The sequence below is a fragment of the Stenotrophomonas sp. 115C5 genome, from assembly GCF_056861055.1.
Map to the genome: position 1 here is coordinate 29,847 of NZ_JBSPUQ010000015.1, position 22,483 is coordinate 52,329.

29 protein-coding genes, 1 tRNA gene and 1 pseudogene are annotated in these 22,483 nt (G+C 63.2%); 20 read left to right on the forward strand and 11 right to left on the reverse strand.

The features are described 5' to 3' along the window. The first annotated feature begins 81 nt into the window (after window positions 1–81). The 3 genes from AC13FN_RS16125 (at window position 82) to AC13FN_RS16135 (ending at window position 1,716) form a co-directional block, all read left to right on the forward strand. Complete coding sequence (locus AC13FN_RS16125; protein ID WP_032128612.1) at window positions 82–279, forward strand: hypothetical protein; 198 nt, start codon at window positions 82–84, stop codon at window positions 277–279. A 403-nt stretch (window positions 280–682) separates the two neighbouring features. After that, window positions 683–1,249: a putative periplasmic lipoprotein gene (locus tag AC13FN_RS16130; protein WP_049436690.1), complete on the forward strand. Its 567-nt coding sequence runs from the start codon at window positions 683–685 to the stop codon at window positions 1,247–1,249. Beyond that, a complete protein-coding gene (locus AC13FN_RS16135; RefSeq protein ID WP_279915009.1) occupies window positions 1,246–1,716 on the forward strand; it encodes an outer membrane lipoprotein in 471 nt (156 codons plus the stop codon). The genes AC13FN_RS16130 and AC13FN_RS16135 overlap by 4 nt, the downstream gene beginning before the upstream one ends. A 357-nt stretch (window positions 1,717–2,073) precedes the next feature. Here the strand turns inward: AC13FN_RS16135 and AC13FN_RS16140 are convergent, their stop codons facing one another. After that, window positions 2,074–2,421 carry a winged helix-turn-helix transcriptional regulator gene (locus tag AC13FN_RS16140; RefSeq protein ID WP_049436691.1) on the reverse strand — a complete coding sequence of 116 codons (348 nt, stop codon included), beginning with the start codon at window positions 2,419–2,421 and terminating at the stop codon, window positions 2,074–2,076. 102 nt (window positions 2,422–2,523) lie between these two features. Here AC13FN_RS16140 and acuI point away from each other — a divergent pair, with 102 nt between their 5' ends. The 3 genes from acuI (at window position 2,524) to AC13FN_RS16155 (ending at window position 6,841) form a co-directional block, all read left to right on the forward strand. Then, entirely contained in the window at window positions 2,524–3,513 is a 990-nt protein-coding gene (gene acuI, locus AC13FN_RS16145) for an acrylyl-CoA reductase (NADPH) (protein WP_262102211.1), read from the forward strand. Window positions 3,514–3,659: 146 nt separating this feature from the next. Next, entirely contained in the window at window positions 3,660–3,980 is a 321-nt protein-coding gene (locus AC13FN_RS16150; protein ID WP_005410147.1) for a hypothetical protein, read from the forward strand. Between the two features lie 107 nt (window positions 3,981–4,087). Continuing rightward, window positions 4,088–6,841 carry a UvrD-helicase domain-containing protein gene (locus AC13FN_RS16155; protein ID WP_482985000.1) on the forward strand — a complete coding sequence of 918 codons (2,754 nt, stop codon included), beginning with the start codon at window positions 4,088–4,090 and terminating at the stop codon, window positions 6,839–6,841. 153 nt (window positions 6,842–6,994) lie between these two features. On the opposite strand, the gene AC13FN_RS16160 is transcribed toward AC13FN_RS16155, so the two are convergent. Then, window positions 6,995–7,246, reverse strand: coding sequence for a hypothetical protein (locus AC13FN_RS16160; RefSeq protein ID WP_313297744.1), 252 nt, complete (start codon window positions 7,244–7,246; stop codon window positions 6,995–6,997). A 393-nt stretch (window positions 7,247–7,639) separates the two neighbouring features. Between AC13FN_RS16160 and AC13FN_RS16165 the strand changes: the two genes are divergently transcribed. From AC13FN_RS16165 to AC13FN_RS16175, 3 genes and pseudogenes are all read left to right on the forward strand, one after another. Further along, on the forward strand, window positions 7,640–8,785 hold the full coding sequence (locus tag AC13FN_RS16165) for a tyrosine-type recombinase/integrase (RefSeq protein WP_482984999.1): 1,146 nt from the start codon (window positions 7,640–7,642) through the stop codon (window positions 8,783–8,785). A 5-nt stretch (window positions 8,786–8,790) separates the two neighbouring features. Further along, entirely contained in the window at window positions 8,791–9,339 is a 549-nt protein-coding gene (locus AC13FN_RS16170; RefSeq protein WP_482984998.1) for a hypothetical protein, read from the forward strand. Window positions 9,340–9,693: 354 nt separating this feature from the next. After that, window positions 9,694–9,810, forward strand: a pseudogene (locus AC13FN_RS16175) (SOS response-associated peptidase); the annotation flags it as partial. Between the two features lie 187 nt (window positions 9,811–9,997). Here the strand turns inward: AC13FN_RS16175 and AC13FN_RS16180 are convergent. Then, window positions 9,998–10,393, reverse strand: a complete 396-nt coding sequence (locus tag AC13FN_RS16180; RefSeq protein WP_482984997.1) for a Ref family recombination enhancement nuclease — start codon at window positions 10,391–10,393, stop codon at window positions 9,998–10,000. A gap of 158 nt (window positions 10,394–10,551) precedes the next feature. On the opposite strand from AC13FN_RS16180, the gene AC13FN_RS16185 reads away from it, so the two are divergent. Both AC13FN_RS16185 and AC13FN_RS16190 read left to right on the forward strand, forming a co-directional pair. Continuing rightward, entirely contained in the window at window positions 10,552–10,959 is a 408-nt protein-coding gene (locus AC13FN_RS16185; protein ID WP_482984996.1) for a hypothetical protein, read from the forward strand. A 157-nt stretch (window positions 10,960–11,116) separates the two neighbouring features. Next, a complete protein-coding gene (locus AC13FN_RS16190) occupies window positions 11,117–11,287 on the forward strand; it encodes a hypothetical protein (protein WP_482984995.1) in 171 nt (56 codons plus the stop codon). A 107-nt stretch (window positions 11,288–11,394) separates the two neighbouring features. Here AC13FN_RS16190 and AC13FN_RS16195 read toward each other — a convergent pair whose 3' ends face one another. The 3 genes from AC13FN_RS16195 to AC13FN_RS16205 all read right to left on the reverse strand — a co-directional run bounded on the left by AC13FN_RS16195 (window position 11,395) and on the right by AC13FN_RS16205 (window position 12,938). Then, window positions 11,395–12,090, reverse strand: coding sequence for a hypothetical protein (locus AC13FN_RS16195; protein ID WP_482984994.1), 696 nt, complete (start codon window positions 12,088–12,090; stop codon window positions 11,395–11,397). A gap of 159 nt (window positions 12,091–12,249) precedes the next feature. Then, the gene (locus AC13FN_RS16200; RefSeq protein ID WP_482984993.1) at window positions 12,250–12,804 is read right to left on the reverse strand and encodes a hypothetical protein; all 555 of its coding nucleotides are present in this window, start codon (window positions 12,802–12,804) and stop codon (window positions 12,250–12,252) included. Continuing rightward, a complete protein-coding gene (locus tag AC13FN_RS16205; RefSeq protein WP_482984992.1) occupies window positions 12,801–12,938 on the reverse strand; it encodes a hypothetical protein in 138 nt (45 codons plus the stop codon). The genes AC13FN_RS16200 and AC13FN_RS16205 overlap by 4 nt, the downstream gene beginning before the upstream one ends. 53 nt (window positions 12,939–12,991) lie before the next feature. Here AC13FN_RS16205 and AC13FN_RS16210 point away from each other — a divergent pair, with 53 nt between their 5' ends. Next, window positions 12,992–13,420 carry a hypothetical protein gene (locus AC13FN_RS16210; RefSeq protein ID WP_482984991.1) on the forward strand — a complete coding sequence of 143 codons (429 nt, stop codon included), beginning with the start codon at window positions 12,992–12,994 and terminating at the stop codon, window positions 13,418–13,420. A 38-nt stretch (window positions 13,421–13,458) separates the two neighbouring features. Here the strand turns inward: AC13FN_RS16210 and AC13FN_RS16215 are convergent, their stop codons facing one another. Then, window positions 13,459–13,914, reverse strand: a complete 456-nt coding sequence (locus tag AC13FN_RS16215) for a hypothetical protein (protein ID WP_482984990.1) — start codon at window positions 13,912–13,914, stop codon at window positions 13,459–13,461. A 285-nt stretch (window positions 13,915–14,199) separates the two neighbouring features. Then, the gene (locus tag AC13FN_RS16220) at window positions 14,200–14,478 is read right to left on the reverse strand and encodes a hypothetical protein (protein ID WP_482984989.1); all 279 of its coding nucleotides are present in this window, start codon (window positions 14,476–14,478) and stop codon (window positions 14,200–14,202) included. A 74-nt stretch (window positions 14,479–14,552) separates the two neighbouring features. Between AC13FN_RS16220 and AC13FN_RS16225 the strand changes: the two genes are divergently transcribed. Genes AC13FN_RS16225 through AC13FN_RS16235 form a run of 3 tightly spaced genes read left to right on the forward strand, consistent with a single transcriptional unit; the run spans window position 14,553 to window position 15,672 of the window. Beyond that, a complete protein-coding gene (locus tag AC13FN_RS16225) occupies window positions 14,553–15,158 on the forward strand; it encodes a DNA methyltransferase (protein ID WP_482984988.1) in 606 nt (201 codons plus the stop codon). Then, window positions 15,155–15,469, forward strand: a complete 315-nt coding sequence (locus AC13FN_RS16230) for a hypothetical protein (protein WP_482984987.1) — start codon at window positions 15,155–15,157, stop codon at window positions 15,467–15,469. The genes AC13FN_RS16225 and AC13FN_RS16230 overlap by 4 nt, the downstream gene beginning before the upstream one ends. A gap of 50 nt (window positions 15,470–15,519) precedes the next feature. Beyond that, window positions 15,520–15,672 carry a helix-turn-helix transcriptional regulator gene (locus AC13FN_RS16235; protein ID WP_482984986.1) on the forward strand — a complete coding sequence of 51 codons (153 nt, stop codon included), beginning with the start codon at window positions 15,520–15,522 and terminating at the stop codon, window positions 15,670–15,672. A gap of 65 nt (window positions 15,673–15,737) precedes the next feature. Here AC13FN_RS16235 and AC13FN_RS16240 read toward each other — a convergent pair. After that, window positions 15,738–15,827 (reverse strand) — tRNA-Ser (locus AC13FN_RS16240). A 124-nt stretch (window positions 15,828–15,951) separates the two neighbouring features. Here AC13FN_RS16240 and AC13FN_RS16245 point away from each other — a divergent pair. After that, a complete protein-coding gene (locus tag AC13FN_RS16245) occupies window positions 15,952–17,025 on the forward strand; it encodes a DUF4241 domain-containing protein (RefSeq protein WP_482984985.1) in 1,074 nt (357 codons plus the stop codon). A 55-nt stretch (window positions 17,026–17,080) separates the two neighbouring features. Here the strand turns inward: AC13FN_RS16245 and AC13FN_RS16250 are convergent, their stop codons facing one another. Then, window positions 17,081–18,073, reverse strand: a complete 993-nt coding sequence (locus tag AC13FN_RS16250; protein ID WP_049429058.1) for a LysR family transcriptional regulator — start codon at window positions 18,071–18,073, stop codon at window positions 17,081–17,083. A 127-nt stretch (window positions 18,074–18,200) separates the two neighbouring features. On the opposite strand from AC13FN_RS16250, the gene AC13FN_RS16255 reads away from it, so the two are divergent. Together AC13FN_RS16255 and AC13FN_RS16260 are read left to right on the forward strand one after the other, a co-directional pair. Beyond that, the gene (locus tag AC13FN_RS16255; RefSeq protein ID WP_279915225.1) at window positions 18,201–18,788 is read left to right on the forward strand and encodes an FMN-dependent NADH-azoreductase; all 588 of its coding nucleotides are present in this window, start codon (window positions 18,201–18,203) and stop codon (window positions 18,786–18,788) included. 241 nt (window positions 18,789–19,029) lie between these two features. Then, window positions 19,030–19,380: an SH3 domain-containing protein gene (locus AC13FN_RS16260; RefSeq protein WP_482984984.1), complete on the forward strand. Its 351-nt coding sequence runs from the start codon at window positions 19,030–19,032 to the stop codon at window positions 19,378–19,380. 177 nt (window positions 19,381–19,557) lie between these two features. On the opposite strand, the gene serS is transcribed toward AC13FN_RS16260, so the two are convergent. After that, complete coding sequence (gene serS, locus AC13FN_RS16265; RefSeq protein ID WP_006452392.1) at window positions 19,558–20,838, reverse strand: serine--tRNA ligase; 1,281 nt, start codon at window positions 20,836–20,838, stop codon at window positions 19,558–19,560. A 113-nt stretch (window positions 20,839–20,951) separates the two neighbouring features. On the opposite strand from serS, the gene AC13FN_RS16270 reads away from it, so the two are divergent. Further along, complete coding sequence (locus tag AC13FN_RS16270; protein WP_482984983.1) at window positions 20,952–21,590, forward strand: energy transducer TonB; 639 nt, start codon at window positions 20,952–20,954, stop codon at window positions 21,588–21,590. 119 nt (window positions 21,591–21,709) lie between these two features. After that, window positions 21,710–22,282, forward strand: coding sequence for an energy transducer TonB (locus tag AC13FN_RS16275; protein WP_482984982.1), 573 nt, complete (start codon window positions 21,710–21,712; stop codon window positions 22,280–22,282). Window positions 22,283–22,483 lie beyond the last annotated feature (201 nt).

Genomic DNA, 22,483 nt, shown 5'->3' on the forward strand with positions numbered 1-22,483 from the left:
CGGACGCGGTGCGGGTTGAACACACCCTCTTCCCACGTTAGCCTCCGAGATGCCCAAGGAGGGCTATCAACGGAGTGAAGCATGAAGATTGGATTCAAGCTGTCTGTTGCTATTGCGGCTGCTGCACTGACCCTGGGAATCGGCAGTGCCTCCGCGCAGTCCCGCTGTACCCCGTGCTACACCGCCTACGAGGCTTGTCTGGCGGCGGGCAATGGCGAGAAGGTGTGCTATCCGGCGTTTGCACGTTGCCTGAGAAACAGCGGCTGCACCATCCCGTAAGTCACGCGTTGCCGTGATGTGTGCCGGCCCCCATTTTTGGGGGCTGGCACTGGTGCTTCTCGAAAGGTGCCCCTCGCTCCTCACGGTATCAGTCTGCATTCCAGCTGGCCGGCCAAGCCGAGCATGCACGCAGAATACCCATCCGCCATATCGGTAGCACAATGCGACCGGCACATTTGCGCAACAGCGTGCGGACCCGGTACTGAGCTCCCTGACACTCTTTGCCGTTCTTTGCAGCGCCACCCCTGCGAGGCAACAGCACCAGGCGGAAGGCCGTTCCAATTCAGGTATCCTTGCGCGCAGTCAGCCACGCCTTCATGCGGCCACTGCAGTGCAGCATCGACGTTGCCGACGAACACACGATTCACCATGGATGTTTCAACGTAGTCACAGGGGAAAATGGATGAAGAAGTTCCTGTTCGCGGCGATCCTCGCCGTGTCGCTGGTAGGTTGCACCACCAATCCGCCGCTCAATTTCTCGGTCCCGAACGTCGGGGTCAGCAGCAAGAAGATTGACGGCGAGTTGAAGTCGTTGACGGTCACGCTGGCACGTCCGGATGAAGCCAAGGGCAAGATCCCCGCGCAGGCCCAGCACGAAGTGCCGCAGATGTGGCAGAACGCGTTGACCGAAGCGCTGAACAAGATGGCGGTGTTCCGCGACGACGCGCCGGTGAAGTTGAGCCTGTCGGTGAAGATCCTGGCGATCGACATTCCCAGCTTCGGTGCATCGATGACCACCAAGACGATCGCCCGCTACGAGCTGATCGATCGTGCAACCGGCAGCATCGTCTATACACAGGATGTCAGCGCGTCCGGCGAAGTTCCGTTCAACTACGCCTTCGCAGGCGTGATCCGTGCCCGCGAGTCGATCAGCCGCTCGGCCCAGAACAACATCGCCCAGTTCCTGCAGGCTCTGGAGACAGTGGATATTTCCAAGCCGATGTTCCCCAACAAGCAGGAAGCGCCGTGAAGCGCCTGCTGCTGGCCGCATCCGCTGCTGCGATGCTGACCGCGTGCGCACCGAATGTGCGCACGGACAGCTACTCCATCGGTTCGGTGGGACAGGTCAATCGAACCGTCAGCGGCACGGTCATCAGCGTCCGTGCGGTCAGTATCGACGGCTCACAGGGCGGCGGTGCCGTTGCCGGCGCTGCGGCTGGCGGGGTGGCCGGCTCCACCATCGGTGGCAGTGACCAGGCAGCGGCCATCGGTGCCATTGGCGGCCTGGTGGTAGGCGCGATTGCCGGTGCGGCCTCCGAACGCGCACTCTCGCAGGCCAAGGGCCTGGAATACGTAGTGCAGACAGAGAACGGCAATCTGATGACGGTTGTACAGGGACCCGATCCGGTATTCAGCACCGGTATGCGGGTGCTGGTGCTGTATGGGTCACCCTCGCGGATCATTGCCGATCCGCGCCAGGCAAAGGCGGCCCCGTAAACCCAGCGATGCCCCTTTCAGGGGGCATCGTTCTGCTGCGCTGGGATTTCAACCCATCCGTACCGCGTGACTCTCGCGAGCCAGCACTTCGATATCCTGCTGGCGCTGCATGACCGCCTACCGCCGCTCCAGGCTGGCGGCTTCCGTCTGCTGCAGCGACTGCACAACCGGCGCCTGCGCTTCCACACCCGTGGGCAATCGGGTGTCAACGGAACAGGAACCGCATCGCAGCCCTTCACTGAGCGAGGCAGCGCTCCACATACGCGGCCTGCAGTACCGCTGCTATTGCTGTGGCCTCCGGAACGCCCCCCGGATGCACGGGCCATGACGACGACGCCCGGCGCTCCGCTTCAGGTTTCAGCCGTTGCTATCCGTGCGTCCATGGCCGCGATAGGTTTCACCCCACTCGCGCATGGCCAGCAGCACCGGAACCAGCGTGCGCCCGAACTCGGAAAGCTCGTATTCCACCTTCGGCGGCACTTCCGGGTACACGTGGCGGATCACCACCCCGTCGGCTTCCAGTTCCCGCAGCTGGCTGGTCAGCATGGACTGGGTAGCGTTGGGCACACGCCGCGTGAGCTCCATGAAGCGTCGCTTGCCTGTCATCAGGTGGAACAGAATGACCGGCTTCCACACGCCGCCCATCACCGACAGCGTGACTTCCACCGCGCAACCGCTCTTGCCGTCCCAACGCCTGCTACGCATGCATACTCCGGAAAACCATAGTACCTACGGAAAATCATCGTTCTTGTTGCGATAGTGGTGCGAGCCTAGCATGGGCTCATCCATTGAACGTGAGACCGCACCATGAGTTTCAAGGCACTGCTGACCCGCAAGACCAACGACGGCGTTTCCACGGAGCTGGTCGATTTCGATGAAGCCAACCTGATGGATGGTGACGTACTGGTGCAGGTCGAGTATTCCACGCTGAACTACAAGGACGCGCTGGCCCTCACCGGCGCGCGCCCGGTGATCCGGACGTTCCCGTTGATCCCTGGCATCGACCTGGCTGGCGTGGTGCTGGACTCCGGCAGCGTCGACTTCAAAGCCGGCGACCGCGTTGTGCTCAATGGCTGGGATCTCAGCATGGGCCACCACGGCGGCCTCGCCCAGCGCGCCCGTGTTCGCGGCGAATGGCTCAACAGGATTCCCGCCAACCTGAGCACCCGCGACGCCATGGCCATCGGCACCGCCGGCTACACCGCGATGCTGTGCGTGCTGGCGCTGGAAGATGCCGGCGTGATGCCGGACAAGGGCGATGTGCTGGTGACCGGCGCCAACGGTGGCGTCGGCTCGATTGCGGTGGCGATCCTTTCAAAGCTGGGTTATCGCGTAGTGGCTGCCACCGGGCGCCCGGAACACGCCGAGTATCTGCACAGCCTGGGCGCCGCCGAGATCATCGACCGCGCGCAGCTTTCAGAACCGCGCGAACGGCCGGTGAGTGCCGAGCGCTGGGCCGGCGTGGTGGATGTGGCAGGCGGCCCTACCCTCGTCAACGCCATTGCCGAGACGAAGTACCGCGGCGCAGTGGCCGCGTGCGGGCTGGCGCAGAGTGATGAGCTGCATGGCTCGGTGCTGCCCTTCATTCTCCGCAACGTGACGCTTGCCGGCGTGGATTCGGTGAATGCGCCGCAGGCCGTCCGCCAGCGCGCGTGGGATCGTCTTGCCACCGACCTGGACCCGCAGAAGCTGGAAAGCACCGTGCAGCTGATCGGGCTTGCCGAGGTGCTGGACGTCTACGACCAGATCATTCCGGGCAAGGTGCGTGGGCGGATTGTTGTGGATGTGAATGCGTGAGCAGATCGTCTGGATCCACTGCATCTGATGCAGTTTCCATGCTGCGGCGAATGGTGAACACGCAGTGAAACGACGCGGGCGGCGGTGACCTCAAGCCAACGCCGCTCGCATACGCTCGGGTTCCCATCGCTACTTGGACACCTGACATGCCAATGACCGCGTTCGCACTTGCCGCTGCGCTTTCGGGCCTGCCCGACATCACCTGGGAGCGCGAGCGCGCCGAGGATGCGCACCAGCTCATGCTGTGCCAGATCCATCGCGATGCGCTGAAGCAGAACGAGGGCAAGGACGATGCCTATCCGCGTGCCAAGGCGGTCTGCGATCTGCTGGCGCGCGAGTACAAGGACAAGTGGGATTTCGATGCGCAGGACGCGCTGGCCGCTTCGGCGGTGGATCTGGATGAGCTGATCCGGCGCGGTGATGTGGTGGAGGTCCCGCCAACGAAGCAGGATCGCGCCTACGAGTGACGCCGTGCCTGCAGGCAAGGCAGCACGCATCGTCAAGGGCCCTTATCATGTGGGCTCAAGGGCCCAACAAGCCCTATTGACGCTTGCAAGGCAGTATCTGGATGTCTATGGAATGGTGCCCCTCGGGCTGGGGCCGACGCGTGACTCGTTCGCCCCATTGGTCGCTGCGGCTTGATGGCGAGTATGTTGAACTCAGTGTGTCCGGCCAGCAGTTCCGGCAGCGCGTGGATGAGGACCAGCAGGTGCAGATCCATCCAGGGGTCTTCTGGTCACGGGTCGAGCTGCAGACCGGCGATGCCGCTGGGCTGTGCGTAGACGGGCTCCCCAACGGACAAGCATCCCGGCTTGCTGCGGCCCTGAAACACATGCTCTTTGCGCGCACCACGCGTGGGCGCAATGCCTTGTTTGACAGCGTTCTGCAACAGATTCAGTCGTGGTTGAACGACGCGGACGCCCTCATCGATCGAGGCAATGCCGGCCGCCGCTGGATCACCCACGAGCAGCAGCAGGCGCTGCTGGCGAAGCGCTCCGCCCTGCCCCTGCAGCCGCTGGAGCTGGAGCAGCTGTTCCGCGATGAGGACGTGCATGAAGATCTGCATGCGGACAGCCATCGCGCAGCGCTGGACGTCCTGCGCGACTGGAACCTGGATTGGCCCGCTGCCTGGGCCGAAGCCAACGAGGCCATGACCCGGCGCGAGCTGGTGTTGGCCAAGGATTTCCTGGACCGGGTCGAGAGTAGACCGCTGACCGAGGAACAGGCCCGCGCCGTCATCTGCTTCGACAACCGGGTCCAGGTCGTGGCCGCGGCCGGCTCAGGCAAGACCTCCACGATGGTCGCCAAGGCCGCTTATGGCATTGACCGCGGCTTTGTCGAACCCGAACGCATCGTGATGCTCGCCTTCAACAAGGATGCCGCCAGAGAGCTTGAAGAACGCGCACAGCGTTCCTTCGACCGATTAGGCATGGGCGACATCACGATTGAGGTACGGACCTTCCATGCACTCGGCCTGGCCATCATCGCCAAAGCCACGGGGCGCAAGCCCGATATCCCGGAATGGGCCATTGACGCCACGCTGGGCTTCAACAAGCTGGCCGAACTGGTGGACGACCTGAAGGATCGCTCGACCCACTTCCGCACCCAATGGGACATGTTCCGCCTGGTATTCGGGCGCGACCTGCCGCCATTCGGCGCGGAAATGGAGGCCGACGGCTACGAACGCGATGGCACGCCCTACATCCGCACCCTGCAGGGTGAGCGGGTGAAGAGCCTGGAAGAATGCGTGATCGCCGACTGGCTGTTCTACAACGGCGTGACGTACGACTACGAGCGACGCTACGAATTTGATACGGCGACCGACACCCACCGCCAGTATCGCCCCGACTTCTATTATCCGGGCGCCGGACTGTATCACGAGCACTTTGCGCTGGATGCCGATGGACAGCCGCCGAAGCACTTTGCCAACTACAGCGAAGGCATGCACTGGAAGCGCCAGCAGCATGCAGCGCGCGGCACCGCGCTGGTCGAGACGACGTCGTTTGGACTGCGCACTGGACATGCCCTGCAGGATCTTGCGGAGCGACTTGGCGCGTCTGATGTCGAACTCGACCCGAACCCGGACCGCGAATTGCCCGATCAGGGCGCCAAGCCGATGCCGGATGCAGACCTGATCGGCTTGATGCGCACCTTCATTGCCCACGCCAAGAGCAACTGTCTGACGCTGGACGATATGGCCGCGCGCCTGCGGCAGATGCCCGAAGATCAGTTCAAGGAACGGCATCGACGCTTCCTGGAGATCGCCAGCCCTGTTTTCCAGGCCTGGGACAACGCACTGGCTGACGAGCACGGCATCGATTTCGAAGACATGCTCAACATGGCGGCCGGGCTGCTGGAACAGGGCCGCTATGAATCGCCCTACGAGCTGGTGATGGCCGATGAATTCCAGGATGCCTCGCGCGCCCGTGCACGCCTCTGCCGTGCATTGGTAAGTCAACCAGGGCGCTACCTGTTTGCGGTAGGCGATGACTGGCAGTCGATCAATCGCTTCGCCGGTGCAGACGTTTCAGTGATGACCGGATTCCGCCAATGGATGGGGCATGGCCAGGTACTGAAACTGGAGCAGACATTCCGCTGCCCGCAGGCGCTATGTGATGTTTCCAGCCGCTTCATCAACCGCAACCCCGCGCAGATCGTCAAGGAGGTTCGTTCCACTGCACCGGCAATGGGCCCGGTGCTGCAGGCGTTCCAGATGAATCGGCGTGAGGAGCTGCAGGATGGCGTTCGCCAGTACCTCACCAAGCTGCATCAGCAATTGTTGTCCGGGGCGGTGCCACAAGGGCGCAATGGACGCGTGACGGTGTTCATCCTGGGGCGCTACCGCGCCGATCGCAGCGCGGTGCCACCGGATTGGAAGACAGCCTTCGGCAGCACGATGGATGTAGAGTTCCTTACGGCACATCGATCGAAGGGACGCGAAGCGGACTACGTGATCCTGCCGGGGATGATCCACCGAGGCTTCCCCAGCCTACGGCCGGATGACCCGGTGCTTTCGCTGGCGATGCCGGATGGCGACACCTATCCACTGAGCGAAGAACGGCGGTTGTTCTATGTGGCGCTGACGCGAGCGCGACGGTCGGTTGCGATGTTCACCCTGCAGGGCAAGCACTCGCCGTTCCTGGATGAGCTGGTGAAGGACGGGGCAGTAGAAGTGACCGCGATTTCAGGCGCGGCCATTTCGGAAGAGCGCTGCCCGGTGTGCAAGGTGGGCGTGTTCGTGGACCGCAATGGACCGCATGGGGCTTTCCGGTCGTGCTCCAGCTATCCGTTGTGCCATAACAAGCCGAAGGATGGGCGTCGCGGGTAGCCGTCCAGGATCTGCCATCCGTTCGAACGCGCAGACACCGCATCTCAGCGGTGGGCGGCCGGCTGTAGCGGGCGGCAGGGCTGCCAACTCCCACTTTCCCACAAAGAGAAAGCCGGCACTGGGCCGGCTTATGGATCTTTTCCAACGCCCGCATCAACGCTTTGAGCACAGTTTTCTCAAGCTCAGCACGATGTCCGCAAAGCCATACAGGAAAGGCGCAGCGAGAAGCGCGGAGACGCCTGATCCCAAAAGCCAGGGAACAATGCCAGCAAGCGCCAACGCGATGCTGATGACGCCAACCGCGGCCGACAAACCTCCGACCGTCTGGATGACAAGCGGCAGCGTCTCACTCTCTACTCGTGACCGTTCTGCCGACGCCGGGTCCACCGCATCCATTTCACTCATGATCAGTCCTGTCCGTGAAACCTGAATACTAGCTCAGTGAACGGCGTTTTGTGCTGGCGCCCCAAGGATACGGCGCAAGTAGAGTCCGCGTGAAACAGCGGGATCGCAACGGTCCGAAACGATTTCTCGATGCTGTGCCAGGAGTTTCTTGCTTCCATCCCTGTCCTCAGCTGAAGACAGCTGCACAGGTAGAGACGCCTGAGAAAGCAAGAAGGCCCCTATCTCTAGGGGCCTTCTGGAATCCTGGCGGAGAGAGTGGCCGATTTGACACTCTCACAATCTCTCAGGGAGTCCAGAAACCTAGGCGTATCAACGCCTGAGACTCCACACCCATACCATCGAGTCTCGCGGAATCGGGACCCCAAACATGGGGCGAACTGTGGGGCACTATTGATGGCAAGACCGACCAATCGACTTAGCGCGCGCGCCGTGCAGACCACGACCAAGGTAGGCTATCACGCAGATGGCGGCGGCCTGTACTTGCTGGTCGGACCAACCGGCTCAAAGTCCTGGGTGCTGCGCTACCAGCGCGCCGGCAGACGCCGGGAGATGGGGCTGGGGCCCACGCAGCTGGTCAGCCTGCAGGAGGCTCGTGCATCAGCTCTCCAGCACCGCCGCCAGCTGCTCGCGGGAGATGACCCAATTGAGGCCCGCCGAATGAGCCGGTCAGCCGGCACCACCTTTGGCGATGCGGCAGATGCCTATATCGCCTCCCACCGCGCCGGCTGGAAGAACGAGGCCCAGGCCGAGCAGTGGGAGCAATCCTTACAAACCTACGGACCGGCGCGAGATACGCCAGTCGTGAACGTCGATACTCCCCTGGTCATGGCATGCCTGCGCCCCATCTGGACCGAAAAGACGGTGACAGCCACGCGCGTGCGCGGACGTATCGAGCGCGTGCTTGACTGGGCGAAGGTCCACGGGCACCGCGACGGAGACAACCCGGCGCGTTGGCGCGGCCACCTGGAGAACCTGCTTCCCAAGCCCACCAAGGTGACCAAGCCCAAGCACCATGACGCGATGCCTTACGCGGATGTGCCTGCCTTCATGGCCACCCTTGCCGGGCGAGAGGCGCGCAGTCGACGGGCGCTGCAGTTCGTCATCCTGACCGCAGCCAGGACGGCCGAAGTAACTGGCGCGGATTGGCCAGAATTCGACCTGGAACACCAACTGTGGACCATCCCCGCCAGCAGGATGAAGGGCGGCCGGGAACACATCGTGCCACTGACCAACGCAGCGTTGGCGATCCTGGAACCACTGTCCCGCAAGGAGCCACCGTTCGCGTTGTCCGAGAACGCGATGCTCTACCTGGTGCAGAAGCCCGCACCGAAAGGTCTGGGGTTGCCCTTCACCGTTCACGGCTTCCGATCCAGCTTCCGCGATTGGGCAGCAGAGACGACTGACTACCCAAACGAAGTGGTGGAGATGGCCATGGCCCATGCCATCAAGAATAAAGCGGAAGCGGCCTACCGTCGGGGGCAGCTTCTCGACAAACGTCGCCCCCTAATGGATGCTTGGGCGAAATTTCTTCAGGGATGAACAGCATGATTGCCAAGACGATCTATCTGGCCAGTCCAGCCGCCACCTCCACCGAACTGTCAATCTTGGACGTCGTGTCCATAATTTCGGCCTGCATTGCAATCTTGGCCGTTGTTCTCACGTATTTCACCCTTCAACAACAGCGTCAACACAACATCCGAATGGCAAAACCTCATGTGGAGATCGACGTTGGGGTAAATTCCCACATTGTTAGACTGACCAATCACGGCTACGGCGTTGCAAAAATCATCGAATTCACTGCAGACAATCGAGAGAGAAAATTCAGCTTCCTTTCTGTGCCCGATCTAGAAATGTTCTGCAACTGGCTGGCGTCTGATCTAGAGGGGGGACCAGTCAAGCTAGATCGAAATTGTCTCCGCCAAGGAAGTTATCTTGCACCGAACTCCTCGATCGACATCATCTTTGCCAATCCCGAAATCAAAGACGAACAAGCGACAGCTCTAATGGACAAAGTCACTTCAGTGGTATTCGAGCTACATATTTCTAGCATCTACGATGAGATCTACACTGAAACGTACGCTCCCAGCATGTAGTGCGTGCGAAATCGGCTTGGTTGTCGAGCGACTGCCTCCACAAAAGAGTTATTAATTCCTGCGAACTGAAGATTCCGTTCCCCTCACCCTCATTGAGTCCTTTGAATCGGACTTCTCATATTCGGCGGCTTACGCGGTTCGAGTGCTGCCTTGATCCGCTCGATCTCCTTCGCGCCAGCCTCAGCCAGGCGCCGTGCCTGTTGCTGCTGCTCACGGATCGGCGGCAGGCCTGGCAGCGGTTCTAGCGGCTCGCTCGCCGTGCTGTCCAGCAACCGGGCCACGGCCACACGCAGGCGCAACTCGGGGTAAAGCCTGGCCGCACACCATCGTTCGGCGTAGCGTTTGCCCCGGGCGATGCTGGCCGCTGGTCTGTGGGAGGACACCAGCCCCCTGCTGCCCGACGGCAACCTGGGCACCTTCACCATCATCACCGGCGACGGCAGCGGCGTTTCGGCCGACATCCACGACCGCATGCCGGTGTGGCTGCAGGCCGGCCAGATCGATGAATGGATGGCGGCGCGGATGAACAACGCCATCGCGCGCGCGTCGAGCTCAGTGTGGCCATCCACTTCCATGGTGGGGGTGTCGATCACCGGCCCGGCCTCGCCGTCTACCAGCGTGGCGATGGCGCCGCTCAGGCCCGGGTCGATGCCGAAGGTCAGGCTGCGCGCCATGGCCGCACCCTCCCCCAGTACTGATCGAGCGCGGTGTTCTGCAGGTCCAGCAAGTAGTCGTCGTTGCCGATCTCCTGGCGGAACCGGCGCGGCTGCTTGGCGTAGGACGGGCCGAACAGGCACTCGCAGGTTTCCGCATCCATACCGCCGAAGGGCTGGCCGCGGTGCGACCACGGGTTCAGGCCGATGGTGAAGTCATGGCCGCGCCGCTTCTGGCCGTGCCTGCCGCCCACGGTCAGGTGGTGCACCTCGCATGGGACAGGATCATCACCAAACGAAATGCCCAGCGCGTGCGCGACGATGCAGCCGATGTCCTTGATCGCGTCCATACGCTGCTGCTGCTCGACGGTGGGCTTGCCGGTACTGCGTCCACGCTTCATGCTTCCCCCCAATTCATGGAGGAAACGGCATGTCTTGTGAGTGGGTGGGTTGGTGTGGTCTCTCGGCTTCCGAACAAGCCGCTTGGATTCAGGCTGGAGGCTCCATTGCGGCTCTGATCGTGGCGGTTGGCCTCGGGTACTGGCAATGGAACGAGGCTATGAAGTTGCGCAAGGAAGACACGGCGCTGCGGGAAAAGAAGGAGACGGACATCGCTGTCAGCCTCACAGCCAAGCTCTTCAAGGCCATCAAACAGTTCAAGGACAAGGTGGACGCCGCCCATAAAACGTACTACACGCGTGATCCACTTAAAACAGAGTGGCAAATGCCAATCCTTGCTGTCCCAGAGGATCTCCGCGAATCCAACTCGCATCTTCATGAGATGGGCGAACCCGGGACGGCTCTGAACAAAGCCATCTACCACTGCACCGAAATGAGGCAGTACCTCTCCAACAATGGAGACTACCTGCTTCACAACAGCAATACGCCGCACTACGAGACACACATCAATGCGGCCAAGAAATACGTTGATCTCGCTTATGAGGCTGCAAAACAGCTGCTTGCCTGAAATGCTCATGCTGCATACCTCTGCAGTCGCTTCGGCGCGCCTCTGCGGACGTGAGGCTGGACCTGTGCGACGACTGCCTCAGCAGAGTCTCCAAGGCCATCAACGCGGCCTGCGTGGAAGTTCGCGCCGAAATCGCCAAGGCCGCAGGGGAAGGCGCATGACCCACCACCGCCACGACCGCCGGCTGCCGAAGCGCACCGAGGGCTTCGCCTGGGGCCGGTCCATCGACAAGGTGCTGGGCGGCCACGTCCTCACCTACCGCCTGTTCCGCCGCGACCTGGCCAGAAAGCTGCACATCGAGACGCGGATGTTCCAACTCACCGACTAACGCCGGCACATTGCGCTTCAGCTGCTGATCGCGCGCCGCGAGCTGCGTAAGAAGGTCGACGACATCGACTTGGTGGCGCTGGAGATGGCGTCGTGAAAGCCAAAACGCTATTCCCCGAGCAGTGCAATTTCGCCCGAATAATCGATCACCTCACCTTTGACAAATTCGTTAAAGGCTTCAGCCAACTCGAGAGAGACCCTCAGCATGGAAACAATCTGATTCCGAAGCGACTCGAGGTTCTTGGTGTCTCCCTTGTAACCAACGATATCGTAACCACCGGCCATGTCTTCTACCCGAAGCATACGACTGTCTACTTTCCTGGCCGACACTCCGATGTTTCGAATCATGCCCATCATCGATGCAAGGCGAGCACCGACTTTATCCGGAAGATTGTGAATTTGGTCGAACGCTCCTTCCGCAGCAGGAAGGAATGCCGCCTCCATATCGCCAATCACCGCGTTGAATTTGGTGTCCCCGGCAATCTTGTGAAGCTTCATTGGCTCCACAGCAGCGTCATAATCTCGAAGCAACGCCCCCAGCCTCATCGGCAGCACGGCAATCTCCACCTCAAGAAGGCTGCCGAGAATACGCGCGATGTTCGCTTTCAGCGCTACGGCTTGGTCGTGCTGCTGCTCGGCGATGTCTTTCGCATCTTTCGCAATCTTCGCGGCATCCTTAGACGTTCTGTTGGCGGCGGTGGCCACCAAGATTGTGCCCACCGCAGCCCCAATGCCTACTATCACTGCAGCCCAATCAGCAATGTTTCCCCAATCCGCTTCGAGTGGACAGAACTCAATAGCCATAGACCCTCCCTGTTGAGACAGATTTTGCCACGGGGACGCCGCGTAGAGGGGGCTCCATGGCTGACCAGCTGCTCACCGCTGCACCATGGAAAGGCAGAGGCGTCATCGACCAAGATCTGGCAATCAAGATCGCCGGCGCCATCATTTCGCAGAGACTGGTTAAGGGATGGGTGTGTTCCCCAGCCGGGCCGAACCCACTGGGATGATGTGCCGGCCCTTCCCCGCGCACACGAACATGTGAGTTCGATAGGACTTCTCCCCCACGAAGCGAGACACCGGCTGCACCAGGTAGTCGGCCCAAACTCGGCACCGCCCCAGAACCTCGCGGACGGGGCTCCCGAGCCGGGCCGTGTTCGCCCGCGCCGTGTCGAGGCTGAGACTGTCGCCCTGCCCGTTTCGACTGCCAGGCAGATTGTTGGCCATATAGATGGCATACGCAGCCACCACCGCAACCACAACCCAATAGATCACCGCGGCAATGCCCTCGTAATGAGGGACCGGGTAGATGCGCACGTCGCTGCCGTGGTCGATCCAGGTGCTTGCCCAAGCCCCTGGCTCAACCGGCGCGCCGTCCACCTCCAGCTCGATCGGCTGTTCACCCTCTCCGGTGTACCCACGCACGTTCGCCCGCAGCCAGCCATCCACCGTAATCCGGCCATGCTGGTGGGTTTCCAGAGCTTCACCCGGCATGCAGGAAGGAAACACGCGGATCACGCGTAATACTCCACACGATTGAAGCGGCGCTCGAAGCGCGCCACAGGCAGGACGGTCACGTTGCGGCCGTCGTTACATTCGAGCGTGCACATGCGGCCATCTACCTCTACCAGCACGGCAACGTGGGTCACCATGCTGCCCTCGTAGCAGAACGCCAGCCGCTGGTTCTCCAGCAGGCGGACGCCGCATGAGCGCCGCCCTCGCCCACCACTCCAACGCCCAGCGCGCCGCAGCGGCGGCTGGCATCGTCGCCCGCGCCGGGCGCCGATGGGGCCTCCTCCCCAACCAAGTCATCGCCGCCGCCAGCTTCGCCGCCACTGCCGTCCTGCGGCAGGGCAAGAGCGCTGCAGGCGCTGTCGCCGCCGCTCGCCGCGCGGCGCGCGGCGCGCGCGCAGGCAGGTGCTGCATGAGCGCGCCCACCATTCCGAGCTTCGCCATCATCGAAGTGCCCGGCTGCGGCAACCGCGCCGCCGCCGAGCGTGTACTGCACGACGTGCAGTTCACCGCCACCGTGCGCCAAGAGCGCCACGACTACTACGTGGTAGAAGCCGAACGCTGGGAACATCTCACCGCGCACAGCGCGTACTCCACCAGTAGCACGAGCGTCCGCGGATGAACGCCAAACTTAGCTTTTCTCTGCTCTATACACCTGGCCTAGCGCCAGATGTTCTCGACGGACATTCGAGCAAGCGCCTTACCACAGCGCTTGTTCGCATTTGCTACAGCTTTCTCCGCCGCTTCCAAGACAACGATGAGCCGCTCCCAAAAAGCGGTCCAGGTATCTTGGTCGACCGATCCTGGCCGCCCAAGTGCGGCAATGAAATGTCGCGCATCCTCAACAGAAAGTATGGATCTCGATATATCCGCCGCAAGCAGACTATCGACCTCTGGATACTTACTCAGGTCCACTTCTGCCCTGCTCAGATCTTCCATTTCCTCTGCGAATTTCTGCACATCCTTCCGCAAGGAGAGATCCGCTTGCAGAAGTTCGCGAGCCCAGAAAATCCCATTGCGCTTCTCTTGCAATGGATACTCCTTCTTAAACCTCATGAGCGCGACGCCCGCTCGTGCAACTGCCCGCGTATACGCCACAGCGAAAACGGCACTCACGCGTTTTCGTACGAAGTGACGCCTAACAGCTGGTCCGAAGAGTGCCAGGAGCACACCGGCCATAGTTCCGACGCTTGCCAAGGCATCCCAGTTAAGACTGCAGGTACTGCTCAGCATCCAACATTGGCTTACTCCATCCAGCATGCTCATTCTCTCTCCCCCCAAACGGCTGACCAGCATCTGCCATGGCTCCAGCGCGCGCGGAGATCATCAATGGCTGACCAAATGAAAACTTCTGCAAATATGGTGACGTGGCGTTCCCACTTCAATGGAGACGCGCTTCTGCTAAAAGCCCAAATACTCTTTCACACCGGCAATTTCACCGTAGGGTTCATCGCCCCCACTCAGACCATCTGCGATCAGCAAGCCATGGGCTTCAGCAGCCTCTTTGCTTGCAAAAAGCACACGGGGCCCCATGCAGGACACCTCTTGCTCACCGTTACTTACAACAACGCTCTCGATTGTTGCGCCGTCGGGCCACTCATTCATCTCGATCCTGTAGTTCCATCCGTTGACTATCCCGATGATGGGAGCCATTGGCCGATCGGGGATGCTCTGATCCATAGATGTCCTCCTGAATATCGAGAAATAGTCTACAGCTTGCTAGCAATGAAGACGCGTGCCATCGGTAGTGCTCAATGATCTACGTCGGAGACTGCCTGGAAGTGATGCGCGGCATGGCCGACAACTCGGTCGACGCCATCGTTACCGATCCTCCCTATGGCCTGTCCTTCATGGGCAAGTGCTGGGATTACGAGGTGCCCAGCACCGAGATATGGGCCGAGTGCTTGCGTACTTTGAAGCCTGGCGGGCACCTACTGGCCTTCGCTGGCACCCGCACGCAGCACCGCATGGCCGTCCGCATCGAGGATGCAGGCTTCGAGATTCGAGACATGATCGCGTGGGTTTACGGCAGCGGTTTCCCGAAGTCATACAACGGGCCCTGGGGCGGAACCCCGCGCGTGATCCAGCCGGAGAAGCTGCACGAGTTCAGTGGACGCGTGTGCGTCCGCTGCGGCGACAGCGAGGATTGGGCCGGCCCGGATTGTGAGCCGCTCGTCCAGAAAGTCGACCCGCGCAAGCGCCTACCCGTCGAACCGAGCTGGTTCCTCGAACCCCTGAAGTGGATCCGGGACGCCGGCCCGGCTCCGGTCAGCGCGCACGAACGCCGCCGCAGGGCCACCGAAGCCACCTTCCTGATCGAACAGCTCGAAGCCCACATCGAGGAGTGCAACAAGCCATGACCCAGGAACATATCAGTCACCCGGAAGGGTTGCCGAACTGCGCCGCCGGCCACCGCGCGCGCCACATCCACGACAAGCGCTGCGCCTCCGCCGGCGGTGGCCACCTGGTCGAGTGCGCCTGTAGGTCGACCAGCAAGCATGCCGACGCAGAGAGGGCCATCGCCTCATGGCGGCGGCTCAATCGCCCCGCGCGCAGCGCGCGCCAGGCGCCGGCACCGACAGTCGGCGACAACGTTCTGCAGTTCCAGCTTGGGCTGGCCGACCGTCCTACGAAGGCTCGCCGCATCGGAGGGCATCATGGGCGCGGCTGAAAGACTGGAAGAAGCTGCTATCGCTCGATCGAGTGCGCCAGATGACCGGCATGGGCACCACCTTCATCTACGGAGAGATCAAGGCTGGCCGCTTCCCGCGTTCTATCCGCATCGGTCGCCGCGCACTCTGGATACAATCCGAGGTGCAAGGCTGGGTTCGGCAGCAGATCGCGCAGAATCGACCTTTGCAGGTGGATGGGTAGGCGGGCGGGTAGCAAAGGCTATAGAAACGAAAAAGCCCCTATTTCTAGGAGCTTTTTGCAAAGACTGGCGGAGAGAGTGGGATTCGAACCCACGGAAGGTTTGACCCTTCGCCGGTTTTCAAGACCGGTGCCTTAAACCGCTCGGCCATCTCTCCAATCGGGTCCCGGTCGCCCGGGCAGCGGCGTATTCTCGCACGTGAAGGGCATTTGCCCAAGACCACCCTTGCCCCCGCCCTTCGCATCCGGCACGGTGGGGCCTTCACTGCAATCGGAGCCCCCATGGCCCACCTCGACCTGGCCAACCTGCGCACTACCCTGCTGGACGACACCCAGCTGGCCGCAGTGGCCCTGCATCGCACTTTCGCTGGGCACCTGCCGGTCAGTAGTGGGCATCTGGTGGTCTGCGATCCGCTGGTCCAGGCCGAGGCGCCTGCGCTGGCCGACTACACCGCGCCGCTGGGCCGGCATCCGGTGGAGATCATCGTGCACAGCGGCCGCCCGGCGCTGGCCGTGGTCTGGTTCAAGCCCCGCGAGGCCCTCATTGCGTCTGCCCTGCACTGGCAGATGGCGCGCTGGACCACGCAGGACCTGACCGGACTGGATGAGGACAGCTTCATCGGCTACCCGGTCGACGCCGGCATCGGCTGCTTCATGGACACCGACACCCAGCAGGCACTGCTGGCCCTGATCGAACGGGCCGATGGCGACGAAGGCAGCGAGTGGTCGGATGCGCTCATTGACCATGATGGCCTGGACGAAGGCGCCGAATACCGCCCCTGGGGCGACGACTCACCACACGGCCTGGTCGTATTCACCAGCGGCTGGGGCGACGGCGTTTACCCCAGCTACTGGGCGCTGGATACGTCCGGCATTCCGGTCGCTCTGGTCACCGATTTCCTGTGCATCCAGGGCGGAGACGGGCGCGACGAGCGCGAAATCGCCGATCAGGCCTATCGCGACAACCTTCCACCTGAAGAAGCGGAAGCGCTGGCGCGGCTGGTGGAGGCCGTGGAGCGGGACGACGCGGATGCGCTGCGCGACCTGTTGAAGGATGCGCCGCAGCGCGCCAATCAGATCGAACCGGACTGCGGCGGCACCGCGGTGTTCGAGGCGATCCGGCTGGACCGTCCGCAGGCATTGCGGGTACTGCTGCAGGGCGGCGCATTGCCGGCGATGCCGGAGCGCCTGCACATGAGCAAGGTGACCAGCTACCTGGACTACGCGCGCTTCCTGAAGAAGCCACGCAGCGCGGAGCTGATAGCGGTGCTGGAGGCACCGGTCATTGCAGCCCAGCCAGCACCGCAGGCAGCCCCGCGACGCAGCTTCTGGGACCGATTGTTCGGGCGGAAGTGATCGACGCCCGGAAACAGCAACGCCGGGCATGGCCCGGCGCTACCGTTGATGTCCCTCAGCCGGCATCCACCGCCAGCGCACCCAGTGCACTGGCCTTGATCCGCTCCTTGGCCTTCTCGCAGGCACCATCGCAATGCAGGCGCGAGGCCTCCAGCTGCGGCGGCAGATGTTCGGCCAGGAAGTCGATGAACACGCGCACCGCCGGCAGCAGGCCACGGCGCGAGGCGAACACGGCATGGCACACGCCCTGCGGCAGCGACCAGTCCGGCAGCACCACTTCCAGCTCGCCATTGCGCACGGCATCGGCGCACACGGTTTCCGGCAGCATGGTGATGCCGAAGCCGTCCTTCACCATGCTCTGCAGCAGCGGGAAATCGAAGCCGGCCACGCGCGGCTGCAGGTCGACCCGGCGCACTTCGCCTTCCGGACCATGCAGTTCCCAGCGCTGGCGTGCTTCGTCTTCGCTGATGCTGAGGGTAACGTGCTGGGTCAGCTCTTCCGGGTCCTTCGGCCGGCCAGCGCGGTCCAGGTACTTCGGGCTGGCCACCAGCAGTTCCTGCACCTGGCCGAAGCTGCGCATCACCAGGCTGCCGTCGTCGTCCAGGCGCGAACGCACGCGCAGGGCCACGTCGTAGCCTTCATTGATGATGTCCACGCGGCGGTTGCTGATGTTCAGCTGCAGGCGGACCTTCGGGTACTGCTCAAGGAACTTGGGCAGCAGCTTGGGCAGCTGCATCTGCGCCAGCGACACCGGCACGCTGGCGCGCACCACGCCGCGCGGTTCCGCACTGAGGCGGTCGACCACTTCGCGCGCGGCCTGCGCCTCGGCCAGCATCGTCTGGGCGTGGCGGTGCACGCTGGTGCCAACGTCGGTGACCGCGAAACGGCGCGTGGAGCGCTGCAGCAGGCGCACGCCCAGGTCGGTCTCCAGCTGGCTGATGCGGCGGCTCAGGCGCGACTTGGGGATGCCCAGCGCACGCTCGGCGGCGGCAAATCCGCCGTGGTCGACCACCATCGCGAAGTAGTACAGATCATTCAGGTCATGCATGCCCGAGTTCCATATCTAGAACAATACGTGGCATTCAATCACCTTTATTCCGCCTTTGCAACAACCTATCGTTCTCTCCGTCGGCGGGGCCTACCCGCTTCTTCCTTCCAGAACATAGGTGACTGCCATGAAGCTTCTGCATCTCGACGCCAGCGTGCTTGGCGAGAATTCCGTCTCCCGCCACCTGACCGCCGCCGTGGTGGCCCGCTTCAAGCAGCAGGTCGAAGGCCTGCAGGTCGATTATCGCGATCTTGACGCCAATCCGGTACCGCATCTGCGCAGCAGCTCGCTGGCCAAGGCGGACGCGGCCGAAGCCGCCGATGCTGAACAGGTGCTCGAGCAGTTCCTTGCCGCGGACATCGTGGTGATCGGCGCGCCGATGTACAACTTCAGCATCCCGTCCACCCTGAAGGCCTGGATCGACCGCGTGGCCGTGGCCGGGCGCACCTTCAAGTACACCGAGAACGGCCCGATCGGCCTGGCCGGCGGCAAGCGCGTGATCGTGGTCAGCAGCCGCGGCGGCATCTACACCGATTCGCCGGCCGACTTCCAGGAACCGTTCCTGCGCCAGACGTTCGCCTTCTGGGGCATCAACGACATCGAGTTCGTGCGTGCCGAAGGCATCGCCTACTCGCCCCAGCACCGTGAAGACGCCATCGCCGGCGCGCTGGCGGCCCTGCCGTCGCACGAAGCGGCCGAAGCCGCCGCTGCATAAGCGTTCCAGCGTTCGGCGCTCCTCTCTCCTCGTCTGGGCGCTGAACGCGGGCCGGGATCCCCTCCCCCATCCCGGCCCACCCTGGCGGCCCCGCTGTGCGGGGCCGTTTTTTTTGGTGCCTGGTCTGAGGGCCTGCGCTATCCACGCATGGCGTGGATCTACTGATGCACGCGCGGTAGATCCACGCCATGCGTGGATGCGGCGCCATGCGCGGGGTTCTACAGGGGGTTAGGCTGGGGTCATGAACTACATCGTGACCACTGCGCACCGCAGCGAATTTCCGCACCCGATCACCCTGCGCCGCGGCCAGGCACTGGTGGTGGGCGAACGCTATGCAGGCCCGGAGGGCTGGGAGGACTGGTTCCTGTGCGAGGCCGAGGGGCAGCAGCCCGGATTCGTGCCGGCACCGGTGATCGGTCGCGATGCGCAGGGTGACGCGTTTGCCACGGAGGATTACTGCGCGCGGGAACTGGATGTGGATCCCGGCCAGCTGCTGCGTGGGCAGCGCACGCTCAATGGCTGGACGTGGTGCATGCCGGAGACCGGCGAACCGGGATGGGTGCCGTTGGAGAAGCTGCGGGCCATGCGGTAATCGCGGGGTTCATCCACGCATGGCGTGGATCTACTGAGGCATCGGTGAATTCATGCCGGGCGCGTGCAACATCCTCCAGTAGATCCACGCCATGCGTGGATTCGGTGCCGTGCAAGCATGGCACCCACCAGAGCCACAGCAGTGCCATGCAAGCATGGCACCCACCCGATCAAGGAATCAGGCGATGGTTTCCAGGCCGCCCATGTACGGGCGCAGCGCTTCCGGGACGGTGATGCTGCCGTCGGCATTCTGGTAGTTCTCCATCACCGCGATCATCGCGCGGCCGACGGCCACGCCCGAGCCGTTCAGGGTGTGCGCCAGTTCCGGCTTGCCGGTGGCCGGGTTGCGCCAGCGCGCCTGCATGCGGCGGGCCTGGAAGTCACCACAGTTCGAGCACGAGGAGATCTCGCGGTAGGTCTCCTGCGACGGCAGCCAGACTTCCAGATCGTAGGTCTTGATGGCCGAGAAGCCCATGTCGCCGGTGCACAGCAGCACCTTGCGGTACGGCAGGCCCAGCTTTTCCAGCACCACTTCGGCGCAGCGGGTCATGCGCTGGTGTTCGGCGTCGCTGTCTTCCGGGCGGCTGATAGAGACCAGCTCGACCTTCTCGAACTGGTGCTGGCGGATCATGCCGCGCACGTCGCGGCCGCCGCTGCCGGCCTCGGCGCGGAAGCACATCGAGTGGGCAGTCATGCGCAGCGGCAGGCGCTCGGCGTCGACGATCTCATCGCGCACGATGTTGGTCAGCGGCACTTCCGAGGTCGGGATCAGGTAACGCGTGGAGTCGCCCACGGCGGTCTTGAACAGGTCGTCCTCGAACTTCGGCAGCTGGCTGGTGCCGCGCAGCGAATCGGCGTTGACCAGCAGCGGCACGTTGGTTTCCTCATAACCGTGCTCGCCGGTGTGCAGGTCGACCATGAACTGGGCCAGCGCACGGTGCAGGCGCGCGATCGGGCCGCGCAGTACGGTGAAGCGCGAGCCAGACAACTTGGCCGCGGTCTCGCCGTCCAGCCAGCCGTTGCGGGCGCCCAGTTCGACGTGGTCGAGCACCTTGAAATCGAACTGGCGCGGGGTACCCCAACGTGCCTGCTCGACGTTGTCGTTCTCGTCGGCACCGGCCGGCACGTCATCGGCCGGCAGGTTCGGAATGCCCATCGAGATCGCTTCGATCTTCTCGCGCAGCTCGTCCAGCGCCACTTCCGAGGCCTTCAGCTCGTCGGCGAAGGCAGCGACCTCGGCCATGATGGCCGAAACGTCCTCGCCCTTGGCCTTGGCCTGGCCGATGGCCTTGGAACGGCTGTTGCGCAGGCTCTGCAGCTCCTGGGTCCGCACCTGGATGCGCTTGCGATCGGCCTCCAGGGACTCCAGGGCAGACACGTCGAGCTCGAAGCCGCGGCTGGTGCGCAGGCGTTCGGCGAGGTCGGCGGGCTGGTGGCGGAGCAGGGCTGGATCAAGCATGGCAGGTGTCGTGGTGGGTATCAGGGATGGGATTATCGCTTGTTATACGGATTTCTGCCGCCCGGTTCATTCCCGCCGTGGCAGAATCGAGCCATTCCGTACTGGTCCGGTCCATGTCTGCACCCCGCTCGTCGTCCGCCAAGTCGTTCATTGTGCATATCCCGCGCAACGCCCTGAAGATCGCCGGCATCGCCTTCGGCATGGGCGTGCTGCTGTTCGTGCTGGTCTGGCTGACCGGCCGTGACAAGGAGTTCTTCCGCGCCGACCCGGCTGCGCAGACCCCGCAGGAAACCGCCCAGGTCGAGCCCCTGCCGGAACCGTTGGCCGCTGCCGCCGGTTCCAGCGACATGCCCGATGCCAAGCCTGCCCCGGTCGAGGAAGAAGCGCCGAAGCTGGTCGAAACCGCCCCGCCACCGCCCGCCCCGATCGCCGAGCCGGCCCCGGCCACCCCGGGCGCTGCGCCGGCCACGACCGGCAACAGCCAACCGATGCCGATTGCCGGTCAGTCGCCGCCGCCGTCGTACCCCGCTGCCGCCCTGCGCGCCGGCGAAACCGGCACCGTGGTGGTACGCGTGGATGTAGACGCCACCGGCTATCCCAACAACGCCACGGTGATCCAGCGCAGCGGTTCACGCGACCTCGACCGTGCCGCCACCGACGCCGTACGCCGTTGGCGTTTCACCCCCGCGCAGAGCAACGGCCAGGCCGTCCCCGGCAGCATCGAAGTGCCGTTCGACTTCAAGACGCAGTAACTGAACGCTTCCCGGCAGGCAAACTGAACCCTGCCGGTGGCGTTGACGCAGCGCTGACACTTCTCGTCCATGGCTCGCGCAACACTTCCCACGTCGTCCATTGACGGAAGGAGTTAGCGATGACTGCCACCACCCACGAAGACCTTCATTCGCCGCAGCTGCAGGAAGATTCCAGCCTGCAGCACAAACCCACGTCACCCTGGATGTGGATCGCGCTGATCGTGGCGATGTTTGCGGCCGCCCTGCTCTGGCTGCGTCATTCCAACCAGGAAGATGTGGCCCCGGCGCCGGTCGGTGAGCGCATGTTGCCAGCCCCCGAGCAGGCCGCGGTGACGGATGCAGCGGCCCCTGCCACGCGCCAGGCAGCCCCGGCTACTGCTTCGCGGAAGGCCGCGCCGGTAGTGCGCAATCGTGAGGCCCGCCCGCTGGCCAGCAACCGCATGCCCACCTACCCCGCCGCTGCGCTGCGTAGTGGCGTGCAGGGCAGCGTGATCGCCAGCCTGAGTGTCGATACCCGCGGCAATGTCGCCAACGCTGGGATCGTTTCGCGCAGCGGCGAGCGCAGTCGCGACCTGGATCGTGCGGTGCTGAACACCGTGCAGAACTGGAAGTTCCAGCCGGCGATGCACGAAGGCCGTGCCATCGCCAGCGTGGTGCGGGTCCCGGTGGATTTCCGTACCGAGCAGCGTTGATCGCGGACGAGGGGTTCGTGATGTTTAGACGGAGGCTTCGGCCTCCGTCCTTTTATGCGGAAAAGCGTGCCAACCAAGGTTGGCACCTACCGGGTGAGGTGAGCGTGCCAACCAAGGTCGGCACCTACCGGTGATGTGAGCGTGCCAACCAAGATTGGCACCTACCGTTCAATGCAATCGCCCGGCACGGCCCGGCGGACG